This is a genomic window from Anaerococcus jeddahensis (genome assembly GCF_001182725.1).
Classification (GTDB): domain Bacteria; phylum Bacillota; class Clostridia; order Tissierellales; family Peptoniphilaceae; genus Anaerococcus; species Anaerococcus jeddahensis.
This window is the reverse complement of record NZ_CWHU01000004.1, coordinates 305,796-328,087: the sequence shown is the minus strand read 5'-3', so window position 1 is coordinate 328,087 and position 22,292 is coordinate 305,796. Positions and strand designations below refer to the sequence as shown.

At 31.5% G+C, this 22,292-nt stretch carries 21 protein-coding genes; 14 read left to right on the top strand and 7 right to left on the bottom strand.

Features of this window, described 5'->3' with window-relative positions; genetic code table 11:
* Positions 1-17: 17 nt before the first annotated feature.
* Entirely contained in the window at positions 18-704 is a 687-nt protein-coding gene (locus BN2087_RS02680; RefSeq protein WP_049690355.1) for a ferric reductase-like transmembrane domain-containing protein, read from the top strand.
* 63 nt (positions 705-767) lie between these two features.
* Here BN2087_RS02680 and BN2087_RS02675 read toward each other — a convergent pair whose 3' ends face one another.
* The 6 genes from BN2087_RS02675 to BN2087_RS02650 all read right to left on the bottom strand — a co-directional run bounded on the left by BN2087_RS02675 (position 768) and on the right by BN2087_RS02650 (position 6,567).
* Positions 768-1,757, bottom strand: a complete 990-nt coding sequence (locus BN2087_RS02675) for a hypothetical protein (protein ID WP_049690354.1) — start codon at positions 1,755-1,757, stop codon at positions 768-770.
* On the bottom strand, positions 1,754-2,260 hold the full coding sequence (locus BN2087_RS02670; protein WP_049690353.1) for a sigma-70 family RNA polymerase sigma factor: 507 nt from the start codon (positions 2,258-2,260) through the stop codon (positions 1,754-1,756). The genes BN2087_RS02675 and BN2087_RS02670 overlap by 4 nt, the downstream gene beginning before the upstream one ends.
* 127 nt (positions 2,261-2,387) lie before the next feature.
* A complete protein-coding gene (locus BN2087_RS02665) occupies positions 2,388-3,386 on the bottom strand; it encodes an ABC transporter substrate-binding protein (protein ID WP_049690352.1) in 999 nt (332 codons plus the stop codon).
* The gene (locus tag BN2087_RS02660) at positions 3,376-4,062 is read right to left on the bottom strand and encodes an ABC transporter ATP-binding protein (protein WP_049690351.1); all 687 of its coding nucleotides are present in this window, start codon (positions 4,060-4,062) and stop codon (positions 3,376-3,378) included. The genes BN2087_RS02665 and BN2087_RS02660 overlap by 11 nt, the downstream gene beginning before the upstream one ends.
* Entirely contained in the window at positions 4,040-4,825 is a 786-nt protein-coding gene (locus BN2087_RS02655; protein ID WP_049690350.1) for an ABC transporter permease, read from the bottom strand. The genes BN2087_RS02660 and BN2087_RS02655 overlap by 23 nt, the downstream gene beginning before the upstream one ends.
* 524 nt (positions 4,826-5,349) lie before the next feature.
* Positions 5,350-6,567: a hypothetical protein gene (locus tag BN2087_RS02650; protein WP_049690349.1), complete on the bottom strand. Its 1,218-nt coding sequence runs from the start codon at positions 6,565-6,567 to the stop codon at positions 5,350-5,352.
* 188 nt (positions 6,568-6,755) lie between these two features.
* Here BN2087_RS02650 and glpX point away from each other — a divergent pair, with 188 nt between their 5' ends.
* The 11 genes from glpX to BN2087_RS02590 all read left to right on the top strand — a co-directional run bounded on the left by glpX (position 6,756) and on the right by BN2087_RS02590 (position 18,108).
* Complete coding sequence (gene glpX / locus BN2087_RS02645) at positions 6,756-7,718, top strand: class II fructose-bisphosphatase (RefSeq protein WP_049690348.1); 963 nt, start codon at positions 6,756-6,758, stop codon at positions 7,716-7,718.
* 531 nt (positions 7,719-8,249) lie between these two features.
* Positions 8,250-8,573: an ATP synthase subunit G gene (locus tag BN2087_RS02635; RefSeq protein WP_049690346.1), complete on the top strand. Its 324-nt coding sequence runs from the start codon at positions 8,250-8,252 to the stop codon at positions 8,571-8,573.
* Positions 8,560-10,500 carry a V-type ATP synthase subunit I gene (locus tag BN2087_RS02630; RefSeq protein WP_049690345.1) on the top strand — a complete coding sequence of 647 codons (1,941 nt, stop codon included), beginning with the start codon at positions 8,560-8,562 and terminating at the stop codon, positions 10,498-10,500. The genes BN2087_RS02635 and BN2087_RS02630 overlap by 14 nt, the downstream gene beginning before the upstream one ends.
* Positions 10,493-10,960: a V-type ATP synthase subunit K gene (locus BN2087_RS02625; protein WP_049690344.1), complete on the top strand. Its 468-nt coding sequence runs from the start codon at positions 10,493-10,495 to the stop codon at positions 10,958-10,960. The genes BN2087_RS02630 and BN2087_RS02625 overlap by 8 nt, the downstream gene beginning before the upstream one ends.
* Before the next feature lie 9 nt (positions 10,961-10,969).
* On the top strand, positions 10,970-11,521 hold the full coding sequence (locus tag BN2087_RS02620; protein WP_049690343.1) for a V-type ATP synthase subunit E: 552 nt from the start codon (positions 10,970-10,972) through the stop codon (positions 11,519-11,521).
* A 10-nt stretch (positions 11,522-11,531) separates the two neighbouring features.
* On the top strand, positions 11,532-12,527 hold the full coding sequence (locus tag BN2087_RS02615; protein ID WP_049690342.1) for a V-type ATP synthase subunit C: 996 nt from the start codon (positions 11,532-11,534) through the stop codon (positions 12,525-12,527).
* Positions 12,520-12,831 (top strand): V-type ATP synthase subunit F, encoded by a 312-nt coding sequence (locus tag BN2087_RS02610; protein WP_049690341.1) that lies wholly within the window; start codon positions 12,520-12,522, stop codon positions 12,829-12,831. The genes BN2087_RS02615 and BN2087_RS02610 overlap by 8 nt, the downstream gene beginning before the upstream one ends.
* A gap of 13 nt (positions 12,832-12,844) precedes the next feature.
* Complete coding sequence (locus BN2087_RS02605) at positions 12,845-14,608, top strand: V-type ATP synthase subunit A (protein ID WP_049690340.1); 1,764 nt, start codon at positions 12,845-12,847, stop codon at positions 14,606-14,608.
* Positions 14,608-15,999: a V-type ATP synthase subunit B gene (locus tag BN2087_RS02600; RefSeq protein ID WP_049690339.1), complete on the top strand. Its 1,392-nt coding sequence runs from the start codon at positions 14,608-14,610 to the stop codon at positions 15,997-15,999. The genes BN2087_RS02605 and BN2087_RS02600 overlap by 1 nt, the downstream gene beginning before the upstream one ends.
* 3 nt (positions 16,000-16,002) lie before the next feature.
* Positions 16,003-16,647, top strand: a complete 645-nt coding sequence (locus BN2087_RS02595) for a V-type ATP synthase subunit D (protein ID WP_049690338.1) — start codon at positions 16,003-16,005, stop codon at positions 16,645-16,647.
* A 93-nt stretch (positions 16,648-16,740) separates the two neighbouring features.
* Positions 16,741-18,108 carry a hemolysin family protein gene (locus BN2087_RS02590; RefSeq protein WP_049690337.1) on the top strand — a complete coding sequence of 456 codons (1,368 nt, stop codon included), beginning with the start codon at positions 16,741-16,743 and terminating at the stop codon, positions 18,106-18,108.
* A gap of 20 nt (positions 18,109-18,128) precedes the next feature.
* Here the strand turns inward: BN2087_RS02590 and BN2087_RS02585 are convergent, their stop codons facing one another.
* Complete coding sequence (locus BN2087_RS02585) at positions 18,129-19,781, bottom strand: FAD-dependent oxidoreductase (RefSeq protein ID WP_049690336.1); 1,653 nt, start codon at positions 19,779-19,781, stop codon at positions 18,129-18,131.
* 119 nt (positions 19,782-19,900) lie between these two features.
* Between BN2087_RS02585 and galE the strand changes: the two genes are divergently transcribed.
* Both galE and BN2087_RS02575 read left to right on the top strand, forming a co-directional pair.
* Entirely contained in the window at positions 19,901-20,923 is a 1,023-nt protein-coding gene (gene galE / locus BN2087_RS02580) for a UDP-glucose 4-epimerase GalE (protein ID WP_049690335.1), read from the top strand.
* On the top strand, positions 20,923-21,843 hold the full coding sequence (locus tag BN2087_RS02575) for a sugar phosphate nucleotidyltransferase (protein ID WP_049690334.1): 921 nt from the start codon (positions 20,923-20,925) through the stop codon (positions 21,841-21,843). Before galE ends, BN2087_RS02575 begins: the two co-directional genes overlap by 1 nt.
* The last annotated feature ends 449 nt before the right edge of the window (positions 21,844-22,292 follow it).

The window sequence follows — 22,292 nt, the reverse complement described above, 5'->3', positions numbered from 1 at the left end:
ATAGAAAGGAGAAAAATATGAATTTAATTACTGGAATCCTGTTTACTATAATTTTTTATAGTCTAACAGCTAATTTGATTAAGAAATATCCTGTCGCATTTTATGTAGGTATATATGTTTGGACAGGACTTGTAGTTTATTATTATAATATGGGTTTTGATAGAAATTTCCCAGCTTGGTTTAATGAATATTTCATGAAGATATTTTCAAGGGGGATTTTTGCTACAGCGACTTTTATGATAGTAATGTTTTTAGGAACTGTTACAAAGCACAATGATTTTTCAAAAAAATTGATGGCTATTCGTGGGGAAATATCTATAATAGCAAGTATATTGGTTTTCAGCCACAATATAATATTTGGTTTACACTATTTCCCAATCCTATTTACAAATCCTAGTTCTATGCCTACAAGACAATTAATTGCATCAATAATAACAATATTTTTATTGTTGATGCTAATTCCTCTTTTTATAACTTCTTTTAAGGCAGTACGTCGTAAAATGAAGGCTAAAAGTTGGAAAAATTTACAAAAAATGGCGTATCCATTTTTTATAGGCATATATATTCATGTTATGGTACTATATTCTGCTAATGTGAAGGATAATATGTTAGGGATAATTGTATATACTATCATATATGCATCTTATATAGTATTAAGATTGAGAAAAAGAAATATGAAACTTCAAAGGGCATCAGCCAAATAAAATAAAAAATTCCTCTTAATGAATTAATTTCATTTTGAGGAATTTTTTATTTAAAATTAAATTTTATTTTGCACTTAATGTAAATTCTGCAAATTTTTCAAAGTTGCCATCACTTTCTTTGCCAGAATTTTCATTCATTTTTGAACGGCTTAGAGTAAAATTAAAATTTCTTCCGTCTTTTATTTCATCTAGGCTTAGGTCTGAGAAATCTTTGTTGTAGATAAAAGTTGTTGAATTTTCATCTTTGACTCTTTCATCTAAAGAAATTTTATTTCCTTTTTCGTCAACTCCTTTTAGTTCGTAAACATAGGCTTGATCGAGATTTTTTATTGTTGCTGTAAGGGTCATTGGATTTATTTTCATTAATGAAATCGTGGCGTTTGTTCCTTTTATTTTTAAATTTTCAGCGAAAATTTTGTTGTCTTCGTTTATTGTATTCATTGGGGATTCTATTGAAATTATTTGGCTTTTATTTGCATCTGCAAAATATAAATCTACGCTCGTCTTATCTTTTTTTGGAAAAGATTTGTCAAAATTTATCATAAGATTTTCTGATGATGTTTTTTTATCTTCTAACAAACCTTCGCTTCCTGATGAGCCAATAGCTTTATAAGCTTTTCCATCAACTACCACCTTATACAAATTTGAATTGTTTTTTGTATTTTCTTTAAAATTTTCTCCATTTCTTAGGGTATTTATAAAGATTTTATTATCCTCAAAGGCTATATTTCCGATTACAAATGAATCTTCTCCAACTGTTACTGGTTTATTAATTTCTGCCATATATTTGTAGGAATCAGGACTTGCACCAAAGGCTTCCATCATTGTTACTTTTATGTCTGTTGTAAATTTTGAAACTTCGGCTTTTACAATTGGAATATTAAGTCCAGCTACTAGGATTAATGCAGCCGCTATTGGTAAAAATTTTTTTGATTTTTGATTTTTTCTGTAGGATTTTGCAGTTTTTATTAATTTTTCTTTTTCAAAATCGTTTAATTCGATTTTTTCAATTTCAAAATCCATATCATTTATTTTGTCATAGATATTTTTCATAATTTGCTCCTTAAAGTTTTTTTGGCACGGCTAACTTTGTTGTAGAGTCTGTCTTTTGGGATTTTTGTAATTTTTTCTAAATCATCGTAGGAATAGCCTTCTATAAATAATTTTTTGAAAATCTCCCTGTCTTTTTTTGACAACATTTCAAGAATTTTTTCGCTTTCATCATAATTTTCTAAATTTTTATCATAAATAAAACCTGAAATATCATCAAGATCAAGGCAGTCGTGTTTTGCTTCTTTTCTAATGGCATCAATTGCCTTGTATTTGGCAACTCCTGCACACCAATTTTTAAAAGATGACCTATTAGGATCATAAGAATTTATATTATCCCAAATTCCAAGGAGAGCATCATTTAAAATTTCATCTAGAATATTTCTCCTATTTCCTATAGTTTTTACAATAACTCCTTTTAATATAGGCCCATAAAGGTTAATGAATTCAATCAAATATTTTTCATCTTTGTTTTTGATTCCTTTTATTAAATTTCTATCATCCATTATTTCCTCCTTTGCCTATATATTCGTATAAAGTTGAGCAAATCTATCCTTATTTTAAATTATATCTTTAATTTTTTATAAAAAAACCACCTCGATTTTATCGAGATGGTTTGTATGTCTTAAAATTTTATTTAAATAAAAGATTAATATCAAAATCTTTTTCAATCATCTTATTATCTAACATAAATTTCTTGGTTCTTTCGAAACCTTCTTTGTCTTTTTCTGTGATTTTTGTTGAAAAATCATACATTGGAAACATATAATCGTAGGCTTTATCGTCTAGGTCTAGTTCTTTTTTTACAATTTCTTTTGTTTGGTCTTTGTCATCTTCCATAAATTTAGAAATTTCAGCTTGGGCATCGTCAAGGGCTTTGATTACATCAGGATGGTCTTTGGCAAATTTTTCTGAACTTGCTACACAAATTATTGCATCGATAAGATTTTCACCGTTTGTTATCTCATGTAGTCCAGCTTCTTTTGCCTTATAAGCTGCAGGTCCTCCCAAAAGTGCTACGTCCAAATTTCCTGAATCTAGGGCAGCTGCTGCATCAGGAATTGACATATTAGAAAACTCTACATCTTTTTCAGTCAAATTTTCCTTGTCTAAATATGCCAAAAGCTCTTGGTGAAGGTTGGTTCCTGCAGGTCCACCGATTTTTTTGCCCTTTAAATCTTTAGGATTTTTTATTGAATCATCTTTAGAAAAAAGTGAGAAGGCCTTTGGGGCTCTTGAATACATATTTAAAACCTTGATATCTTGTCCGTTTGCCTTGGCAAGAATTGCAGAAGATCCTCCCAAAGCATAAAGCACATCAACATCTCCGCTTGCAAGGGCTGCTGTTTGGTCGGCACCACTTGTGATTTCCTTGTAATTAATTTTTACACCTGGTAGGTGTTTTTTAAAAATTTCCTTATTTTTTTCAATAATTGATGGGACATTTAAGGGCGCTGTTACGTAAGTTATATTTAGTTCATCAACTGATAATTTTTCTTCACTTTGGGAAGGATTATTTGATAAATTATTTGACATTTCGTTTGAATTTTCTTTATTTTCCTTGTTTGAGCAAGCTGTTATTGCAAAAACTAGGGAAAAAATTGATAAAATTTTTAAAAATTTATTTTTCATTTCCTTCTCCTATTATTTTTTTAAATTTATCTCTTAAAATTTCCTTGGAGATTTTTTCATCTTCAAAGTTGAAATCGGAGACGATTTTTCCTTTTTTCATTATTATAAGCCTTTGGCCCAAATTGAGGGCTTCTTCTAGGTCGTGGCTTACAAATAAAAATCCGGAATTTTTAATTTTCATATATGAAAGTAACTCCATTTCTAATCTTTCCTTGCTAATCTCATCTAAAGAAGCAAAGGGTTCATCCAAAAGCATGAAATTATTTGGGAAAATAAGAGCACGGGCAAGGGAAACTCTCGCCTTCATCCCACCAGAAAGCTGAGAAGGATAGGCTTTTTCAAAGCCCTCAAGTCCCATTATTTTTATCCATTTTTGGGAAAGTTTTTGGTCGGGATTTGAAAATAATATATTTTCTTCAAGGTTTAACCAGGGCAAAAGTCTAGGATTTTGAAAAACTAGGGAAGTTTTTATGCCATTATTTAAAATTTTCCCAGAATCTATTTCCAAAAGTCCACCAAGAGCTTTGAGCAGGGTGGATTTTCCACACCCTGAAGGGCCTATAAGTACATTTCTTTTTTGAGGATCTAATTTCAAGTTTATTTTATCAAGTGCCTTAATTTCTTTATCTTCAATTTTATAAGTTTTACAAAGATCAATTAGACTTATACCATTCATTTTTAAGATCTCCCTTCAAAAATAAGCTTACAAATTTTACGAAAATTTTATCGGAGACCATGCCGACAAAACCAATCATAATAATTCCCACAAGAACCTTGTCAGTCCTTGACATTAGCCTTGAAAAATTAATCAAATAACCAAGCCCCTTTGATGCAGCAAGCATTTCAGCAGCAATAATTGACCTATAAGCATAGCCAAGTCCAATTCTTGCACCGACAAAAATATCCACAAGACTTGAAGGAAGGATGATTTTTCTAAAAATTTCCCCGTCCTTGTAAGAAAAAGAGCGTGCCATTTCAATCAAATCTGGATCTGTTACCATAAAGCCCTTTTGGATATTCAAAAAAATGGGGAAAAAAGATGCCATAAAAACTATGGTTATTTTACTAACTTCCCCAATCCCAAGCCATAAAATCAAAAGAGGAATAAGGCCAAGGGGTGGAATATTTTTTAAAAAATCCAAAAGATTAGAAAAATATGGGTAGGTTTTGGGTTTCAAATAAAAGAATAGTGCCAAGAAAAATCCCACAAAAAGGGCCAGAAAATATCCAACAAAAACTCTGGATAAACTTGCCAAAAGATTGGTAAAAATTGTCCCATCAAAAACCATGGCACAAAAAGTCTCAAAAACTTTAAAAGGACCAGGTAAATAAATGGGAGAAAAAATTTTTATTTTATAGAGAATTTCCCAAATAAGTAAAATTATAAAAAATACCAATAGATTTTTCTTTGTCTTAGAAATAAAGTTATTTTTTTTCATAAAAACCCCCTAACATTTTACCAGAAATTGAGAAAGTTTATCAAAAATATTTGCAAAGTTTTTGAGATTAAAAATTAAATCTACACCAGCCCATATCGGTCTAAAGAAAGTAGCAATAGGTTGGAGAAATCTAACGAATCAAGTTTGTATTAATATGAGTAAAATTATGAGATCTCTCGACTACGCTCGAGATGGGTAATGATCTTCCTTTTTATAATTGCTAAAGAAATTAAAAAATTGTTATAAAAATTATAAGCCTTTAGCAATAAAACCAATCTTATAAGCACCCATCTCGACCTTGTGGAGAGATCTCATGAATTATGTTTGAAAATCAATTAAAGTGAATTAGAGAGATTTCTCGGCAAGCTCAAGATGGGTAATTATCTGCTTTTTATAATGGCTAAAGAAAGAAATTAATAAATTAACGAGGTTAATAAATAGATTTCAAATTAAAAAAAGACAGCTACTAAATTTACTGTCTTTTTGTTTTCTATTAAATTTATTTTCACTTTTTTTGTAAAGTATTATTTAAATCTCAATGAATTAATAATATTTTGATTCATAAGTTCTGTATTATTTGTGTTTTTTAATGGACCTGTAAGTATTATATTTACAAAATACTCATCAGTTTCAAAGGCTATTTTGTCGCCTTCTAGGGAAAATTGTTCGGTGTAGATTCTCACTTTTGATTTTAAAAATAGCTTATCACCAACCATTTCTTCCTTTACTTTTCCCATTGGACTAATAAAAGCTGGTGGGATTTGGGTGCCTTGACTTTGGGCGAAGGATTTTTTTAGGTCCATGCCGTCGTCTTTTTTTATTTTTGAAATCAAAATTTGATTTATAGTTTTTCCTGAAAATTGATTTTCAAAAACTGTCAAAGACTCGCTTTTTTGAGTTTTTTTCATATTTTCTGGCAATTTCATAGAAAAATCATCCATATCAACTTCTTTTGTTGCATAAAGATCGATTTTTTTACCAAAAGATTTAAAAGATTTAGCAACCATATCGAAATCTTCGCTTTCCGGATAGGTTGTTGATAATAAATCTGCCATTATATAAGGAGAATATTGGGATTTTTCCTTATCTTCTACAATTTGAAATTCCAAAACATTTGTTGGGGTTGCCATAAAAATATTGGTGTAGGAAAATTTATTGTCTTCTATTATTGAATAAGCAGACTTTTTAGACTCACTTTCAAGAACAATTGGTTTTTGGACCACATTGGCGTTTTCAATATGAGAATTATAAGTTTCCTTGTCGGAAATTTTATAAAGCTCATCTTTTATTTGGTCTTCAGACTTTTCCCCATCCTTAAATAATTTTTTTATATTTATAGATAAATCATAAAAATCAGATTTTGGAAAATCGACCACATACTGGTCATCTTTTGAATAAAGCTTGCACCTATCTGGAATTCTTATATTTAGGGCTGATATGTAAAGATTTTTATTATAATCTAAATTTTTAAGCTCATCAATTTTGTAAGGCTCGTCAGAATCTGTGGAAATATCATCTGGATAATCCCCAAGCATCCTATCAACAAACAAAGAGTCATCTCTTTTGTATCCTTCAATATTATCGTGCTTATATTCTAATCTTTTCTTTTTTTCTTTTTCATTTGAGGATGAAGAAGAAATATTTTGATTTTTTAAATTACTTTGATTTGATTTATTTATATTTTCATTTTTTCCACAAGAAGAAAAAATTAATATAAATAAAAAAATTAAAAATTTTTTCATAAATACTCCAAATTGTTTTATTCATTGATTATATCATAAATTCGTAAAAATAAAATGAATTAAAATTTTTTTATAGGTATTAAAAAATATAAAAAAACTCTTTAAAAAAATCAAACTTCTTGGTATGATTAAACTAGGAAATGGTTTATTTCCGATACACCTTATTAAGGAAATTTAAAGGAGAAAAAATGAATAGAGACTTAGGTATCAACTTATGTAGAGTAACCGAAGCAGCAGCTCTTGCAAGCGCGAAATATTTGGGCAAGGGAAAGAAAAACGATTCTGATAATATTGCAGTAGACCAAATGAGAGCTATGTTTAATTATTTGGGCATAAACGGAAGAGTTGTAATAGGAGAAGGAGAAATCGACGAAGCTCCTATGTTATACATAGGTGAAGAAATTGGAGATGTGAGCCAAGACGATGTTGTAGATATAGCTGTAGATCCAATCGATGGAACAGCATCTCTTGCAAACGGAACAAGCAATTCAATTTCTGTAATAGCAGTAGCACCAGAGGGTTGCCTATTAAACGCTCCAGATGTTTATATGAATAAAATTGCCACAGGAAGTAAAGCAAAGGGCGTTATAGACATAAATAAATCTACAAAAGAAAATATAGAAAATGTAGCAAAGGCTTTAAACAAAAAAGTTTCAGATATCACAGTTTCAGTTTTGCACAGACCAAGACACGAAAAATTAGTTGAAGAAATAAGAGAAGCTGGAGCAAGAATTTCCATGGTAGAAGACGGCGATGTATTAACAGCCATAGCCACAGAATTATCAGGTGGAAAAATTGACCTAATAATGGGAATAGGTGGAGCTCCAGAAGGAGTAATAGCAGCTGCAGCCCTAAAATGTTTGGGAGGAGATTTCCAAGGAGTATTTGCCCCATCAGATTCAAAACAAGTAAAAAGATGCATAAAAATGGGAGTAGATTTTGATAAAGTTTATACCATTGATGACTTGGTAAAGGGCGAAGATGTATTATTTGCAGCAACTGGAATAACTGACGGCACATTTTTAAAAGGCGTATCCTATATCAAAAACAATATGGCAGAAACCCAATCACTTTTATTAAGACTTCCATCAGGAACAATAAGATATATCGACTCAGTCCATAAACTTGATCAAAAATTAGACCAAAAATAAGGACAAAAGAGAAAGGTCTATAAAAATAAAAAGAATGGCTTGTAATATAAAATGAGATTTTTTGGGGATTATGTAAGTTTTATTCAAAAAATATAAAGAAATAATCCCCAAAAAAATAGAAAAAATTTTAGATAAGAAAAAATTTCTCACAAAAACATGATTAAGAGCTGTTAGAAAATATGTAAGTATAAAAAAGGATAAGTAGAAAACTTGTCTTTTATTTTTTATTTTATTAAAAATTTTATTGGATAAATTAAACATAAAAATTTCCTTTCAGATAACGATAACTATTATCAATTCCATTATATAAAATGAGAAATTTTTGTCAACATAATACATAATTAGAATAAAATTTTAAAATAGAATAAAAAAATAGCAGGGGAATTTTAAAAAATAATTTATTAAAAATGGAAAATTTTCGAAAAAGAAAATCTAATTTTCTAAATTCCTATAAATATTATTCAAATTGGGTAATATATATCTATATGGTCAATATGCTATAATAATACTGTATATAGTAGGAGGTGAAGGATGGCAAGCGATGTAATTAACCAAGTTAAAGATGCAGAAATTGCTGCTGACAAACTTGTAGACGATGCCAAAATAAAAGCCAAGGAAATAATTGAATCATCAAAAATCGAGGCTAGTAATTCTTACAAAGAAAAAATCGAAAAGGCAAAAAAAGATGCTGACGATTTAATCGAAAATGCAAAGAAAGAAGCAAGCGAGGAAAAGATTCCACTTATTGACAAGGCAAAAGAAGAAAGCAAGGATATTTTAAACCAAGATAGTGGAAAAATTGATGGGCTTTTAGATCTTTTAACAGAAAGGATTGTAAATAATGGCAATAGTTAAAATGGATAAGTTTAATCTTTTCTCTTTTGAAAATAATAGATCAAACCTTCTAGATATTTTACAAAAGTTTAACTATGTTCATTTTAACGATCTTGCGGTCGACGAAAAGGAAGACTACCTCAAAAAGGTATCAAATCAAGAAAATCTTACAAGAATTGACGAAAAAAGGTCAAAACTTGAATACGCGATTAATTCTATTGAAAAATATTTGGATAAGGATGAATTATCTACAATAGAGAGAAAGGACATGAGCCTTGATATTCTCTACAAAGAAGGCGAAAATTTCAAGTTTGACGAAATTTATCCAAGATTAAAAGAACAAATTGATATAAGGGATAAAAGTCAAGAAAAAATCAAAAATTTAAAGGCATCAAACGAAGAGCTAAAAGCTTTCAAGGATGTGGATTTAGACATAAAATCCATAGAAGATGCTCACAGATTTTACGTAGAAATAGGGACAATTGCAGATCAGTTTTACAAAGATTTTGACCAAGATTTGGTGAAAAAAGATTTTAAAACTGCTATGGTTTTGGATATATCCAAAAAAGAAAGCCTAAATTATGTAATAGCCTTATCAAATCTTGATGAAGCAAAAGATTTTAAAGAATTTTTGAGAGATCACGGTTTTTCAAAAACCAATATCAAGACCAAAAAGAAAGTTAGTGAAAAAATAGCTTTAAACCTAGAAGAAATTGAAAATTTAGAAGAAAAGCTAAGAAAAAGTGAAGAAGAAATAAAGGAGATGAAAAAATACCTCCCAGATTTCTACCTTTACCAAACTTATCTAGAAAATTTAAGAAAAAAAGAAGCAAGTAGCGAATATTTCCTAAAAACAAAAAGAGTAGACTTTATAGAAGGCTACATTCCACACAAGTTAAAAGAAAAATTTAAAAATGACTTGAAGGAAGTTTTGGGAGAAGATTTTGTACTTGATCTTAAAGAGGCAGACAAAGATGATCCAGATGTTCCAATAATCCTTGACAATAACAAGCTTATAGAACCCTATGAATCAGTAGTAGAAACCTACTCTCTACCAAAATATAATGAAGTTGATCCAACCCTTTTGGTTTCAATTTTTTATACAATATTTACAGGTTTCATGCTTGGAGATTTGGGTTATGGATTAATACTTTTTATCGGAACAATTTTACTTAGAAAATACAAAGATTTACCAGAGTCAACTGACAAAATGGTAAGACTTTTTACAAGAGTTGGACTTTCTGGATGTGTATTTGGACTAATATTTGGTTCATTTTTTGGAGGAATTATTCCTCTTCCAGGCCTAATCGATACACAAAAAGATTTCAACACCCTAATGGTTATCTCACTTATAATCGGTGGTATTTCATTATTCACAGCTCTTGGCGTAAAAGGATATATGCTAATTCGTGATGGAGATCCACTCGGAGCCTTGTTCGATGTTATGTTATGGTACATGGCAGTAGGAGGAGCAATAGCCCTTTACTTACTTGATGGGTCAGGTAAAAATATAGCTAAAATAATAATGATAATAGGCATGATAGGCATAGTTCTTACAGGAGGACGTGAAAACAAATCAATTGGAGGAAAGGCCGCAGGAGGTTTATATTCTCTATATGGAATGAGTTCTTGGATTGGAGATTTCGTATCATTTCTAAGACTTATGGCCCTTGTTCTTTCAGGAGGATTTGTTGCTTATTCAGTAAACTTGATTGTAGGAATGTTATGGCCTGCAGGAATTTTAGGCAAGATAGGAGCTATCATAGTTTTTGTAGTATTCCAATTATTTAACCTATTCCTATCAACCCTATCAGCATACGTTCACTCATTAAGACTTGTTTATGTAGAAATGTTTAACAAGTTCTATGAAGGTGGCGGAAAGAAATTTAGACAAATGATAGAAAACAGTAAATTTATAAATATAATCACAGGAGGATACAATGGTTGATTTTTTAGTTGAAAATGGTGGAAACATAATGGGAGCAGTAGCTGTTGCTATAGCAGTATTCCTATCAGGAATGGGATCTGCAAAAGGAACAGGAATGACAGGAGAAGCAGCTGCAGGTTTAACTGTAGAAGAACCACAAAAATTTGGTAAAGCACTTGTACTACAACTTTTACCAGGTACACAAGGACTTTACGGCTTTGTAATTGGATTTATGATTTTAGGAAAATTAGGCGGAGGCCTTAACTTCCAACAAGGACTTTATTATATATTTGCAGCACTTCCAATTGGAGTAGTTGGATATTTCTCAGCAGTAGCCCAAGCAAAAGTAGCCGTATCAGGTATGAACATACTTGCAAAAAACGAAGATAATTTCGTACAAGGTATAGTTTACGCAGTAATGGTTGAGTTATATGCAATCTTAGGATTTGTAATTTCCCTACTTCTAGTAAACAAAATATAAGGCTTTATTATGAACAATCTTGATTTATTATTAGATGGAATAAAAGAAGATGGCAAAAAAGAAGCCGATCACATCCTATCTAATGGTCAAAAAAGAAAAGAAGAAATAATAAAAGAATCAGAAGAAAAAGCCCAAAGACAAGTCTCACAAATTATAGAAAACGCCCAAAAAGAAGCGAAAAGAATAAAAGAAAATTCAAAAGTAACTGCAAATAGAGAGGCTAGAGATATAAAAATTAGAGCAAAAAACCAAGTTGTAGAAGAAGTTTTAGAAAAACTAATTGAAAAATTAGAAAAATTAGGCCCAAATTCTTACAAATCTTTTGTCCTAAATAGACTAAAAGATTCAGGAATAGAAAAAGGCGAAATTCTTTTACAAAAAGACATGAAATTTCATTTTAAAGAAGAAGATTTTGGTGGACTAAAAATATCAAATGAGAGCGTAGATGGAGGATTTGTAGTAAAGAACGGAAAAATTCTTTACGACAATACCTTTAAATCTTTGGTAAATTTTGAAAAAGATTCTTTAGAAAAAATCATAGTTGATGAAATATTTAAGTGAGGTGATTTAGATGGATAGAGAAAATTTTATCCGCGCATCAATTACTACAAGAGTATATGAAAAAAATCTCCTTACTTCAGAAAATTTAAAAAGGCTAATAGATACAGACAATCTTGAAGAGGCTATATCAAGTTTAAATGACACAAAATATGGAGAATATTTACAAAAATTAGATAGGCCGGAAGACTACGAAAAAGCCCTATCCCAAGTTCTTTTAGAATCTTACAAGGATATGATAAAAATAAGTCCAGATGAAAATTTGGTAAAATACTTGGAAGAAAAATATAATTTCCATAATTTAAAAGTTTTATTAAAAGAGCTAATTCAAGACGAAGATTACAAATCAATCTACATTGACATAGGAAAAATTGACCTTGTAAAAATCAAAAGAAATCTAAAAGAAGACTTTCTTGATGATAACAAATACCTATCCTATGCAAAAAAAGCCCTAGACCTTTACGAGGAAAATAAGGATCCCCAAGATATAGACCTATCTTTGGATAAAGATTTTTATGAAAAACTTCTAGAAGATGCAAAAAATCTAGACTATGAAATTTTAATAAATTTCACCAAAGAAAGAATTGACCTTACAAACTTAAAAGCACTTTTAAGAATAAAAGGCCAAGACCAAAGTGTCGATTTATTGGAAAAAGCCCTAATAGATGGTGGAAACATTGACAAAAATCTCTTTAGAGATTCATTAAATGCAGAAAAATCATCATATACAAACCTATTTTTCAAAGAAAAAATTTACCCAAAAGTAAAAGATGCTTTGGAAGAAAATGATTTGTATAAGGCTATGCAAAAAATCGAAAAAATAATTGATAACCACTTGATGGACTTTGCAAAAGAAAGCAAAAAAGTAAGCTATGGTCCAGAGGTTATTATGGGATATCTTATAAGTCGTGAAATGGAAATTAAAAATTTAAGAATTATCCTAACAGCCAAACTAAATTCACTTTCTCGTGAATTTATGGAAGAAAGGTTGCGTGATCTATATGTATAGAGTAGCCGTAATAGGAGATAAAGATTCAGTCCTAATGTTTAAAGCGTTGGGAGTTGATGTATATACAGCAGTAGATGGAGAAGATGCAAAAAAACTTGTAAAAAAACTTGCCCAAGAAAATTTTGGCATAATATTTATTACAGAAGATTTTGCAGCAAAAATCCAAGATACTATAGACAAATACAGAGAAGAAATGACTCCAGCAATTATACTTATACCATCCAACAAGGAAGATCTTGGACTTGGAATGGCAGATATAAATAAGAGTGTAGAAAAAGCTGTTGGAGCTAACATTTTGAACTAAAAGGAGACCAAATTTGAATAAAGGTAAAATCACAAGAGTATCAGGTCCACTTGTAGAAGCAAAGGGATTATCTGATGCTAATATCTATGATGTGGTCGAAGTTTCAAAAGATAAGCTCATCGGAGAAATTATAGAGATGAGAGGGGATGTTGCAAATATTCAAGTTTACGAAGAAACAACTGGAATTGGACCTGGAGATGAAGTAGTCTCAACAGGAGCTCCACTATCAGTTGAACTTGGACCAGGACTACTTGAAAGAATGTATGACGGAATCCAAAGACCACTTGAAAAACTTGAATTATTGGCAGGAGAATTCCTAAAAAGAGGAGTTACAGCCCCACCACTAAATAGAGAAAAATTATGGGAATTTAAAGCGGAAAAAGAAGTTGGAGACCAAGTAATCCCTGGAGATATCCTAGGGACAGTCGATGAAACTTCAGTAATTAACCATAAAATTATGGTTCCAAATGGAATTAAAGGAAAAGTTAAAGAAATAAAAGACGGAGAATTTACAGTAGAAGATACAGTTGCTGTAATTGAAACAGAAAATGGCGATAAGGAATTAAATATGATTCAAAAATGGCCAGTAAGATCTCCAAGACCATTTAACAGAAAACTTGACCCAGACACACCACTTATAACTGGACAAAGAGTTATTGATACATTTTTCCCAGTTGCAAAAGGTGGAGCTGCATCAATTCCAGGACCATTTGGATCAGGAAAAACAGTTATCCAACACCAAATTGCAAAATATGCCGACGCTGACGTTGTAATTTATGTAGGTTGTGGAGAACGTGGAAACGAGATGACTGACGTACTTGACGAATTTCCAGAACTAATAGATCCAAAAACTGGCGAATCAATCATGAAAAGAACTGTACTTATAGCAAACACATCAAATATGCCAGTTGCAGCCAGAGAAGCAAGTGTTTATACAGGAATCACCATGGCAGAATATTACAGAGATATGGGATATTCAGTTGCCCTAATGGCAGATTCTACATCAAGATGGGCAGAGGCCCTTCGTGAGATGAGTGGACGTTTGGAAGAGATGCCAGGAGACGAAGGATTCCCAGCTTATCTTGCAAGCCGTATAGCAGATTTTTACGAAAGAAGTGGAAAAGTTATAGTAAATGGACAAGTAGAAAAAGAAGGATCACTTTCAGTAATAGGAGCAGTTTCTCCTCCAGGTGGAGACTTATCAGAACCTGTAACCCAAGCAACACTTCGTATAGTAAAAGTATTCTGGGGACTTGATTATGATTTGTCTTACCAAAGACACTTCCCAGCTATAAACTGGCTAAATTCTTACTCACTCTACCAAGACAAGATGGATTCATATATAGACAAAACTGTTGATGAAAAATTCTCAAAAAACAGAATGAGAGCAATGAGCCTTCTTCAACAAGAATCATCCTTACAAGAAATTGTAAGACTAATTGGTCGTGATGGATTAAGTGATGATGATAAATTAAAACTTGATGTAACAAAATCACTAAGAGAAGATTTCTTGCAACAAAATGCCTTCCACGAAACAGATGCTTTCTGTCCAATGGAAAAACAAGATTTAATGCTTGATACAATTCTTTATTTCTATGACAAAAGTCTAGAAGCTCTATCTGATGGGGCAAATCTTGATAGACTTGAAGAGCTTGAAGTAAAAGAAAAAATTACAAGATTAAAATTGATAAAAGATGAAAACTTGGAAGAATTCGACCAAGTTAAAGAACAAATCGACAAAGAATGCAAAGAAGCTGTAGCAAAGGGGGATGAATAATGCTAAAAGAATATAAAAGCGTATCAGAAGTAGTTGGACCCCTAATGCTTGTCGAAGATGTTAGTGGAGTTGATTATGAAGAGCTAGTTGATATAGAACTTCAAACAGGAGAAAGAAGAAGAGGAAGGGTAATAGAAATTGACGAAAACAATGCTGTTGTCCAACTTTTTGAAGGATCTTCTGGAATTAACTTAAAATCAACATCAGTAAGATTTTTAGGTAGACCACTAGAACTTGGCGTAAGCGAAGATATGATTGGAAGAACTTTTGATGGATTAGGAAGACCAATCGATGATGGTCCATCAATTATTCCTGAAGAAAAAAGAGATGTAAACGGAGTTGCAATAAATCCTGTAAGCCGTGATTATCCATCAGAATTTATCCAAACAGGTGTATCAACAATCGACGGATTAAACACCCTTGTTCGTGGACAAAAACTTCCAATATTTTCAGGATCAGGACTACCACACAATAAATTTGCAGCTCAAATTGCAAGACAAGCAAAAGTTTTAAATGATAGCGAAGACTTTGCCGTTGTTTTTGCAGCTATAGGAATTACCTTTGAAGAAGCTCAATTTTTTAGACAAGATTTCGAAAAAACAGGAGCTTTAGATAGGTCAGTAATGTTTATAAACCTTGCAGATGACCCTGCAATCGAACGTTTATCAACACCAAAAATGGCCCTTACAGCAGCAGAATATTTGGCATTTGAAAAAGGCATGCAAGTTTTGGTTATAATGACCGATATGACAAACTATGCAGAAGCTCTTCGTGAGGTTTCAGCTGCAAGAAAAGAAGTTCCAGGACGTCGTGGATATCCAGGCTATCTTTATACAGACCTTGCAACTTTATATGAAAGAGCTGGAAAATTAAAAGGAAAACCAGGTACAATCACCCAAATTCCAATTTTAACCATGCCAGAAAATGATATAACTCACCCAATCCCAGATTTGACAGGCTATATCACAGAAGGACAAATTATTTTATCAAACGAATTATATAACCAAGGAGTAAACCCACCAGTTTCAATTCTTCCATCCCTATCAAGGCTTAAAGATAAGGGAATTGGAGAAGGAAAAACTAGAGAAGACCATGCAGATACCATGAACCAAATTTATGCAGCTTATGCATCTGGAGTTGACGCAAGAGAGCTTCAAAAAATCCTTGGAGATTCTGCCCTATCAAAAGCAGATCTTGCCTTTGCAGAATTTGCAAAACAATTTGAAGAAAAATATATAAATCAAGGATTCTACACAAATAGGTCCATTGAAGATACCCTAAATCTTGGTTGGGAATTATTAAAAATAATACCAGAATCTGAACTAAAGAGAATCGATGACGAATTAATCGATAAATATTTGGATAAAGACGAAAACAAAAAGGAGTCTTAGGCTATGACAAGGCTTAATGTAACTCCAACCAGGATGAATTTAAATACCCTAAAGAAAAGACTTGCCACATCCAAAAGAGGATACAAACTTTTAAAAGATAAACAAGATGAGCTAATGAGACAATTTCTTGAAAAAATCAGAGAAAACAAAAGACTTCGTGAAGAAGTTGAAGCTGATTTGAAAGAATCATCAAAAGGATTTTTGATGGCTTCATCTTTTATGAGCCCAGAATTTTTGGAAGAAGCAGTTAGTTTTCCAACACAAAAAATCGGGGTAGATATAAAGGTAAAAAATGTCATGAGTGTAAGAATTCCACAAATGGAATTTAAAATTGATAAGGGAGGAAACGAAAATGCCTCCATGTATCCTTATGGCCTTGCCCAAACATCAGCTGATTTGGACCTTGCCATAAAAGGATTAAACAAGGTTATGGATAAGCTTCTAACCTTGGCAGAACTTGAAAAATCAACTCAACTTATGGCAGATGAAATTGAAGGAACAAGAAGAAGAGTAAACGCCCTAGAATATAGGACAATTCCAGATTTGGAAGAAACAATAAAATATATTAGAGCTAAGCTAGAAGAAAACGAAAGAGCAACTATCTCAAGACTAATGAAAGTTAAGGATATTATTTCCGAAGAAGCCTAAGTCTTGAAAAGAGAAAATTTCATAGTTTAGTAATAAGGATAAAAGGGACGTGTTATGCGTCCTTTTAATACATAAATTTTAAAGGAGAAACGAATGGATACGGAAGGACCCTACGCGAATTTGACAATTTTTTTAATAGTTTTGGCGTTGATTTTATTAAATGCCCTAATAAATATGATATTTTCATCCCTAACGTCCCTAAATCATCAAAAACTAAAAGATATGGTGGAAAATGGGGATAGAAAGGCAAAGGAAGTTTTGCTTTTATCACAAGATCAACAAAGGCTTATGCAAAGTCAAAATTTCCAAGATGCAGTTTTATCAATAATTACAATTGCCTTTCTTTTATTAAATATAAATGATTCTTTGAAAAAATTTTTAAATAGAGAATCTGATTCTATGCAAATGCTAATAATGATTTGTATGGTTGTAGCTTTTGTTGTAATTAAGAGGATTTTTGCAAATATGATTCCTCAAAGAATTGGAATAAGAAATCCCTATACAATTTCCAAAAAAACTACAGGCTTTGCAAAAATTATCTTATTTTTTACCAAACCCTTTGTAGGTTTTGTAAATAAATTTACTAATTTAATTATGAATATTTTTGGCATAGAATCTAAGGCGATTGAGAAAGAAGTTACGTCAGAACAAATTAAATCCATTGTCCAAGTTGGAGAAGACCAAGGAGTTTTAAGGCCCTTGGAATCGAAAATGATTCGCTCAATTATGGAATTTGACGACGTGTGGGCGGAAGAGATAATGACTGCAAGGCCTGAAGTATTTATGATCGATATAAAGGATAGGGAGAGAAAATACTTGGATGAATTTATTAAATTAAAACATTCAAGAATTCCAGTCTACGACGAGGAAGTCGATAATATTTTGGGAATTGTCTATACCAAAGATTATCTTTTGGAGGCAATTGATGTGGGAATTGCAAGTGTTGATATTAGAAAACTAATAAAACCCGCATTTTTTGTTCCAGAAAAAATTGAAACCGATAAATTATTTTCTCAAATGCAAAAAGACCATACTCATATGGCAATTTTAATTGATGAGTATGGTGGATTTTCGGGCATTGTTACCATGGAAGATCTGGTAGAAGAAATTGTCGGAGATATGGACGATACATTTGACAAGGACCTTCCAGATATTAGAACTTCAACCAAGGGATCATATATAGTAAAGGGTTCAACTTCCATTAAGGACTTAAATGATATTTTGGGTCTTGATATTGACGAAGAAAACGACCAATACGATACGGTCGCAGGATTTATGATAGATAGGCTAGGCTTTGTCCCAGACGAAGGTTTTGAAAAAGCTGTAGTTTACAAAAATTATGAATTTAAAATCCTCTATATAGAAGAAACTCGAATTAAAATCGTAAGAATAAAAAAATTAAATAAGGCTCAAGAAGATTTGGGCGAAGAGACAGAAAAAGAAGAAAACACTACTAATTAATACATAGTAGTGTTTTTTCTTTACTCTAAAATATCTACTCCCATAGTTTTTTGGTATTTTTCTAGATAATTTATTGAGCCTTCTAGGTAATAAATATTTTCTAGTCCTTGTTTTTGTAAATTTTTTACTACGGATTTTGCCCTGTTGCCGCTTCGGCAGTAGATTAGGTATTTGTTTTTATTTTTAAAATCTTCAGGGGCTATTTTATTTGTTGGAATATTTATGGCGCCTTTTATGTGGGATTTTTCAAATTCTTCTTTTTCTCTTACGTCAACTATAATAAATTCATCTTTTCTTTCTTGAAGTTTTGGAATTTCTATATTTTTTATTTTTCCTTCAAAAATATCTATAGCCTGACTTGCTAGAGTGTTTAGGGCGTCTTCTGGGGTTGAATAAATTGGTTGGTAGGATATTTCTGTATCGTATAAATCGTAAATATCTGCCCCCATACCAATTAGTCCTGCAACTATATCAACTCTTTTTACCACATCGCCTTCTCCTACCGCTTGGAAGCCGTAAATTTGTCCGGTGTAGGGATCAAAGGAAATTTTCATGTTCATTGGTTTTGAATATGGAAGGATATTTACTGAATCATTGTGGGTTATTAGGGTTGATTTGTAAGGGATTTTTGCACCATCTAATTGTTTTTTACTAAGTCCCGTTGATGCCACGTTCATATCAAATGATCTTAGGGCAAAAGATCCTATAAAAGTTGGGGATTTTTTTGCTTTTCCCATTATGTGATTTGCTACAAATTTTGCTTGTCTATGGGCAGGCCAAGCTAGGTTTAATTTTGCATTGGTTTTTGTAAGCGGGTTATAAACTTCTATTACATCACCTATAGCGTAGATATCTGGATCATTTGTTAATAAATTTCTGTCGGTTTCTATGGCGCCAGATTTTGTAAGTTTTAGACCAGCATTCTCTGCAATTTTTGAATTTGGCTTAACCCCAATGGCATTTATCAAGACATCATAGGAAATTTCTTTTCCGCTTTTTAAAAGTAGACTTTTATCTTTTACTTCAACTATTTCGTCGTTTTTTATTAAATTTATATGCTCAGAAATATTTTCTTCTACAAATCCTGCAAGCTCTTCGTCAATATTTCCCAAAACTCTGCTTCTTACAACAAGTGATACATCAAGATTAAGCTCGTTTAGGTTTTCTGCACTTTCAATTCCAATAAAACCAGCACCGTTTACTATAACTTTTTTTGCCTTGTTTTCTTTTATATATTTTCTAATATTTTCAACATCTACTACATTTTCAACCTTAAAGACATTTTTTCTTTCCTTTTCCAAACCCTTGATTGAATCTGGAATAAAAGGAGAAGCTCCTGTTGCTATTATTAATTTATCGTAAGTTTCCTTGTAAGTTTTTCCTGTTTTTAAATCTTTGATTTCAACATATTTTTCATGGAGATTGATGGCAAGAGCCTCTGTAAAATTTCTTGCATCTATATTATTTTTCTTTTTAAATTCTTCGGGCTTTCTTGCAATCAAATCCTCTTTATCTTCGACCATATAAGAAAGATAATAGGGAATTTCACAATTTTTAAAAGAAGTGTCCCTGCCTTTTTCAATTAAAATTATTTCATTTTCATCAGAAAGTTTTCTAAGGTTAGTTGCACAAGTAGCACCTGCTGCAACCCCTCCAATTATTAATATTTTCATAATTCACCTCTTTATACTTCTACCCAATTCTTGATTGAAGTCTATATTTTATATATAATGATAGCAAGTACAGAAAAATTATTTATAAAAAATAAAATTCTTAAATTTAAGGAGAAAACATGAAAAACATAATGATTACTGGTGGGGCGGGCTTTATTGGCTCTCACATTGCAGTAGAGCTTTTGGATAAGGATTTTAGTGTTATAATTTACGATAACTTATCCAATGCCTCAGTAGAATCTTTAAAAAGAGTTGAAAAAATTACAGGGAAAAAATTGAAATTTTACCAGGCTGACGTTCTTGATGGAGAAAAATTAAGGGAAGTTTTAAAAAATGAAAAAATCGACCTTGTAATTCACTGTGCAGCTTTAAAAGCTGTTGGTGAAAGTGTAAAAAAGCCTTTGGAATATTATCACAACAATATCACAGGAACTTTAAGCCTTCTTTCTGCTATGAAAGATACAAAGGTAAAAAATATAGTATTCTCATCATCTGCTACAGTTTATGGAGATCCAAAATCTTGTCCGATTACGGAAGATTTTCCAAAAGGAGAATGTACAAATCCATACGGCTGGAGTAAGTCTATGATGGAGCAAATTATGACAGACTTGTATGTTTCTGATCATGAATGGAAAATAATTTTACTTAGATATTTTAATCCGATTGGGGCTCACAAATCTGGTCTTATTGGAGAAGATCCAAAAGGCATTCCAAATAATTTGATTCCTTACATTACAGGAGTTGCTATTGGAAAATTCCCTTATCTTCATGTTTTTGGAGATGATTATGATACAGAAGATGGAACAGGAGTTAGGGATTATATTCACGTTGTAGATCTTGCCAAAGGTCATGTTAAGGCTATTGAAGAAATTGATAAATTAGATGGAGTTGAAATTTTTAACCTTGCAACAGGAAGGGGATATTCAGTTTTAGAAATGGTGAAGGCCTTTGAAAAGGCAAGTGGCAAAAAAATTGCCTACAAAATTGAAAAAAGACGTGACGGAGATATAGCAAAATGTTTTGCATCTGCAAAAAAGGCTGAAAAAATTCTTGGTTGGGTTTGTGAAAATGGACTCGATGAGATGTGCGAAGATTCTTGGAGATGGCAAAAAAATAATCCAAATGGATATGAGGGGGAATAATGACAACAAGTTTAGTAATTCTTGCAGCAGGAATTGGCTCAAGATACGGGGCAGGCGTAAAACAACTTGCAAAAATGGACGAATATGGCCATACAATTATGGACTATTCAATTTATGATGCGAAAAAAGCTGGCTTTGACAAGGTGGTTTTTATAATAAGAGAAGAAATTGAAAAAGATTTTAAGGAAATTTTGGGAAAAAGAATTGAAAAAGTAATTGATGTGGAATATGCCTTCCAAAAAAATGAACTTCCTAAAGGATTTACCGTTCCAAAAGAAAGAAAAAAACCATGGGGAACAGTTCCAGCCATACTTTCTGCAAAAGAATTTATAAATGAGCCATTTTTAATAATAAATGCAGATGATTATTATGGGAGAGAAGTTTTTGAATTGATGTATAAATATTTAAATAATCCAGAAAATTTAAATAAAAATGAAATTCAAATCGCCATGGCAGGCTACAAATTAAAAAACACCCTATCAGACAATGGAGCCGTAAACAGGGGAGTTTGCCTTGAAAATGAAAATCATGAGCTTATAAACATAAAAGAAACCCATGCAATCGAAAATAAGGGCGGGAAAATAGTATCAGAAGAAAATCGACCAGCAGATTTTCTAAATTTAGAATCCTTGGTTTCCATGAATGTTTGGGCATCTTTTCCAGAATTTATAGAAATAAGCGAAAAATATTTTGAAAATTACCTAGAAAAAAATAAAGATGATTTGATGAAGGCTGAATATATTTTGGCAGATATGATAGAAGAGTTGTTGGAAGATAAAAAAGCAAAAGTAAAAGTAATCCCAACCGACGATGAGTGGATTGGAATCACCTACAAAGAAGATTTAAAACCAGCCCAAGAAGAATTCAAAAAAATGTTTAAAAAAGGAATCTATTCACCAAATTTGTGGGAAGAAAAGTAGGATTTACTTTAAATTTTTGGACTAAATTTAAAAAATTTGAATAATTTGAGAGATTATTTCTATAATTGTTTAAATTTAAAAAATAAAATTAAAATAAAGAAGAATTTAAAATAAAAGGCAGAACCAAACTAAGATAATCATCACCCATCTCGAGCCTGCCGAGAGATCTCAAGCTTTAAGTTTGCATTAGTGCAAAGAAAATCCAAGAGATCCCTCCACTGCGGTCGGGATGGGTGTTTCTTTGTTTAGGTATCTTATTAGTACTAAGTTTTGGCTAGATTTTATATTTTAATTAATGCTTTATTTCTAGTATAATATTAAAAATTTTTAAAAATATAAGATTATATATAAGAGTATTTTAAAAAACGTAGAATCAAATTAATATAACAATAACCCATCTCGAGCTTGACGAGAGATCTCAAGGTTTAAAGAGTGCATAGCAACAAAGA

Bases quoted from the DNA above. Each gene is read 5' to 3' on its own strand.
- BN2087_RS02590 (WP_049690337.1), top strand. From the start codon at position 16,741: ATGGATACGGAAGGACCCTACGCGAATTTGACAATTTTTTTAATAGTT.
- BN2087_RS02595 (WP_049690338.1), top strand. From the start codon at position 16,003: ATGACAAGGCTTAATGTAACTCCAACCAGGATGAATTTAAATACCCTA.
- BN2087_RS02660 (WP_049690351.1), bottom strand. From the start codon at position 4,062: ATGAATGGTATAAGTCTAATTGATCTTTGTAAAACTTATAAAATTGAA.
- glpX (WP_049690348.1), top strand. From the start codon at position 6,756: ATGAATAGAGACTTAGGTATCAACTTATGTAGAGTAACCGAAGCAGCA.
- BN2087_RS02665 (WP_049690352.1), bottom strand. From the start codon at position 3,386: ATGAAAAATAAATTTTTAAAAATTTTATCAATTTTTTCCCTAGTTTTT.
- BN2087_RS02575 (WP_049690334.1), top strand. From the start codon at position 20,923: ATGACAACAAGTTTAGTAATTCTTGCAGCAGGAATTGGCTCAAGATAC.
- BN2087_RS02630 (WP_049690345.1), top strand. From the start codon at position 8,560: ATGGCAATAGTTAAAATGGATAAGTTTAATCTTTTCTCTTTTGAAAAT.
- BN2087_RS02600 (WP_049690339.1), top strand. From the start codon at position 14,608: ATGCTAAAAGAATATAAAAGCGTATCAGAAGTAGTTGGACCCCTAATG.
- BN2087_RS02670 (WP_049690353.1), bottom strand. From the start codon at position 2,260: ATGGATGATAGAAATTTAATAAAAGGAATCAAAAACAAAGATGAAAAA.
- BN2087_RS02680 (WP_049690355.1), top strand. From the start codon at position 18: ATGAATTTAATTACTGGAATCCTGTTTACTATAATTTTTTATAGTCTA.
- galE (WP_049690335.1), top strand. From the start codon at position 19,901: ATGAAAAACATAATGATTACTGGTGGGGCGGGCTTTATTGGCTCTCAC.
- BN2087_RS02615 (WP_049690342.1), top strand. From the start codon at position 11,532: ATGGATAGAGAAAATTTTATCCGCGCATCAATTACTACAAGAGTATAT.
- BN2087_RS02610 (WP_049690341.1), top strand. From the start codon at position 12,520: ATGTATAGAGTAGCCGTAATAGGAGATAAAGATTCAGTCCTAATGTTT.
- BN2087_RS02585 (WP_049690336.1), bottom strand. From the start codon at position 19,781: ATGAAAATATTAATAATTGGAGGGGTTGCAGCAGGTGCTACTTGTGCA.
- BN2087_RS02655 (WP_049690350.1), bottom strand. From the start codon at position 4,825: ATGAAAAAAAATAACTTTATTTCTAAGACAAAGAAAAATCTATTGGTA.
- BN2087_RS02620 (WP_049690343.1), top strand. From the start codon at position 10,970: ATGAACAATCTTGATTTATTATTAGATGGAATAAAAGAAGATGGCAAA.
- BN2087_RS02635 (WP_049690346.1), top strand. From the start codon at position 8,250: ATGGCAAGCGATGTAATTAACCAAGTTAAAGATGCAGAAATTGCTGCT.
- BN2087_RS02675 (WP_049690354.1), bottom strand. From the start codon at position 1,757: ATGAAAAATATCTATGACAAAATAAATGATATGGATTTTGAAATTGAA.
- BN2087_RS02650 (WP_049690349.1), bottom strand. From the start codon at position 6,567: ATGAAAAAATTTTTAATTTTTTTATTTATATTAATTTTTTCTTCTTGT.
- BN2087_RS02625 (WP_049690344.1), top strand. From the start codon at position 10,493: ATGGTTGATTTTTTAGTTGAAAATGGTGGAAACATAATGGGAGCAGTA.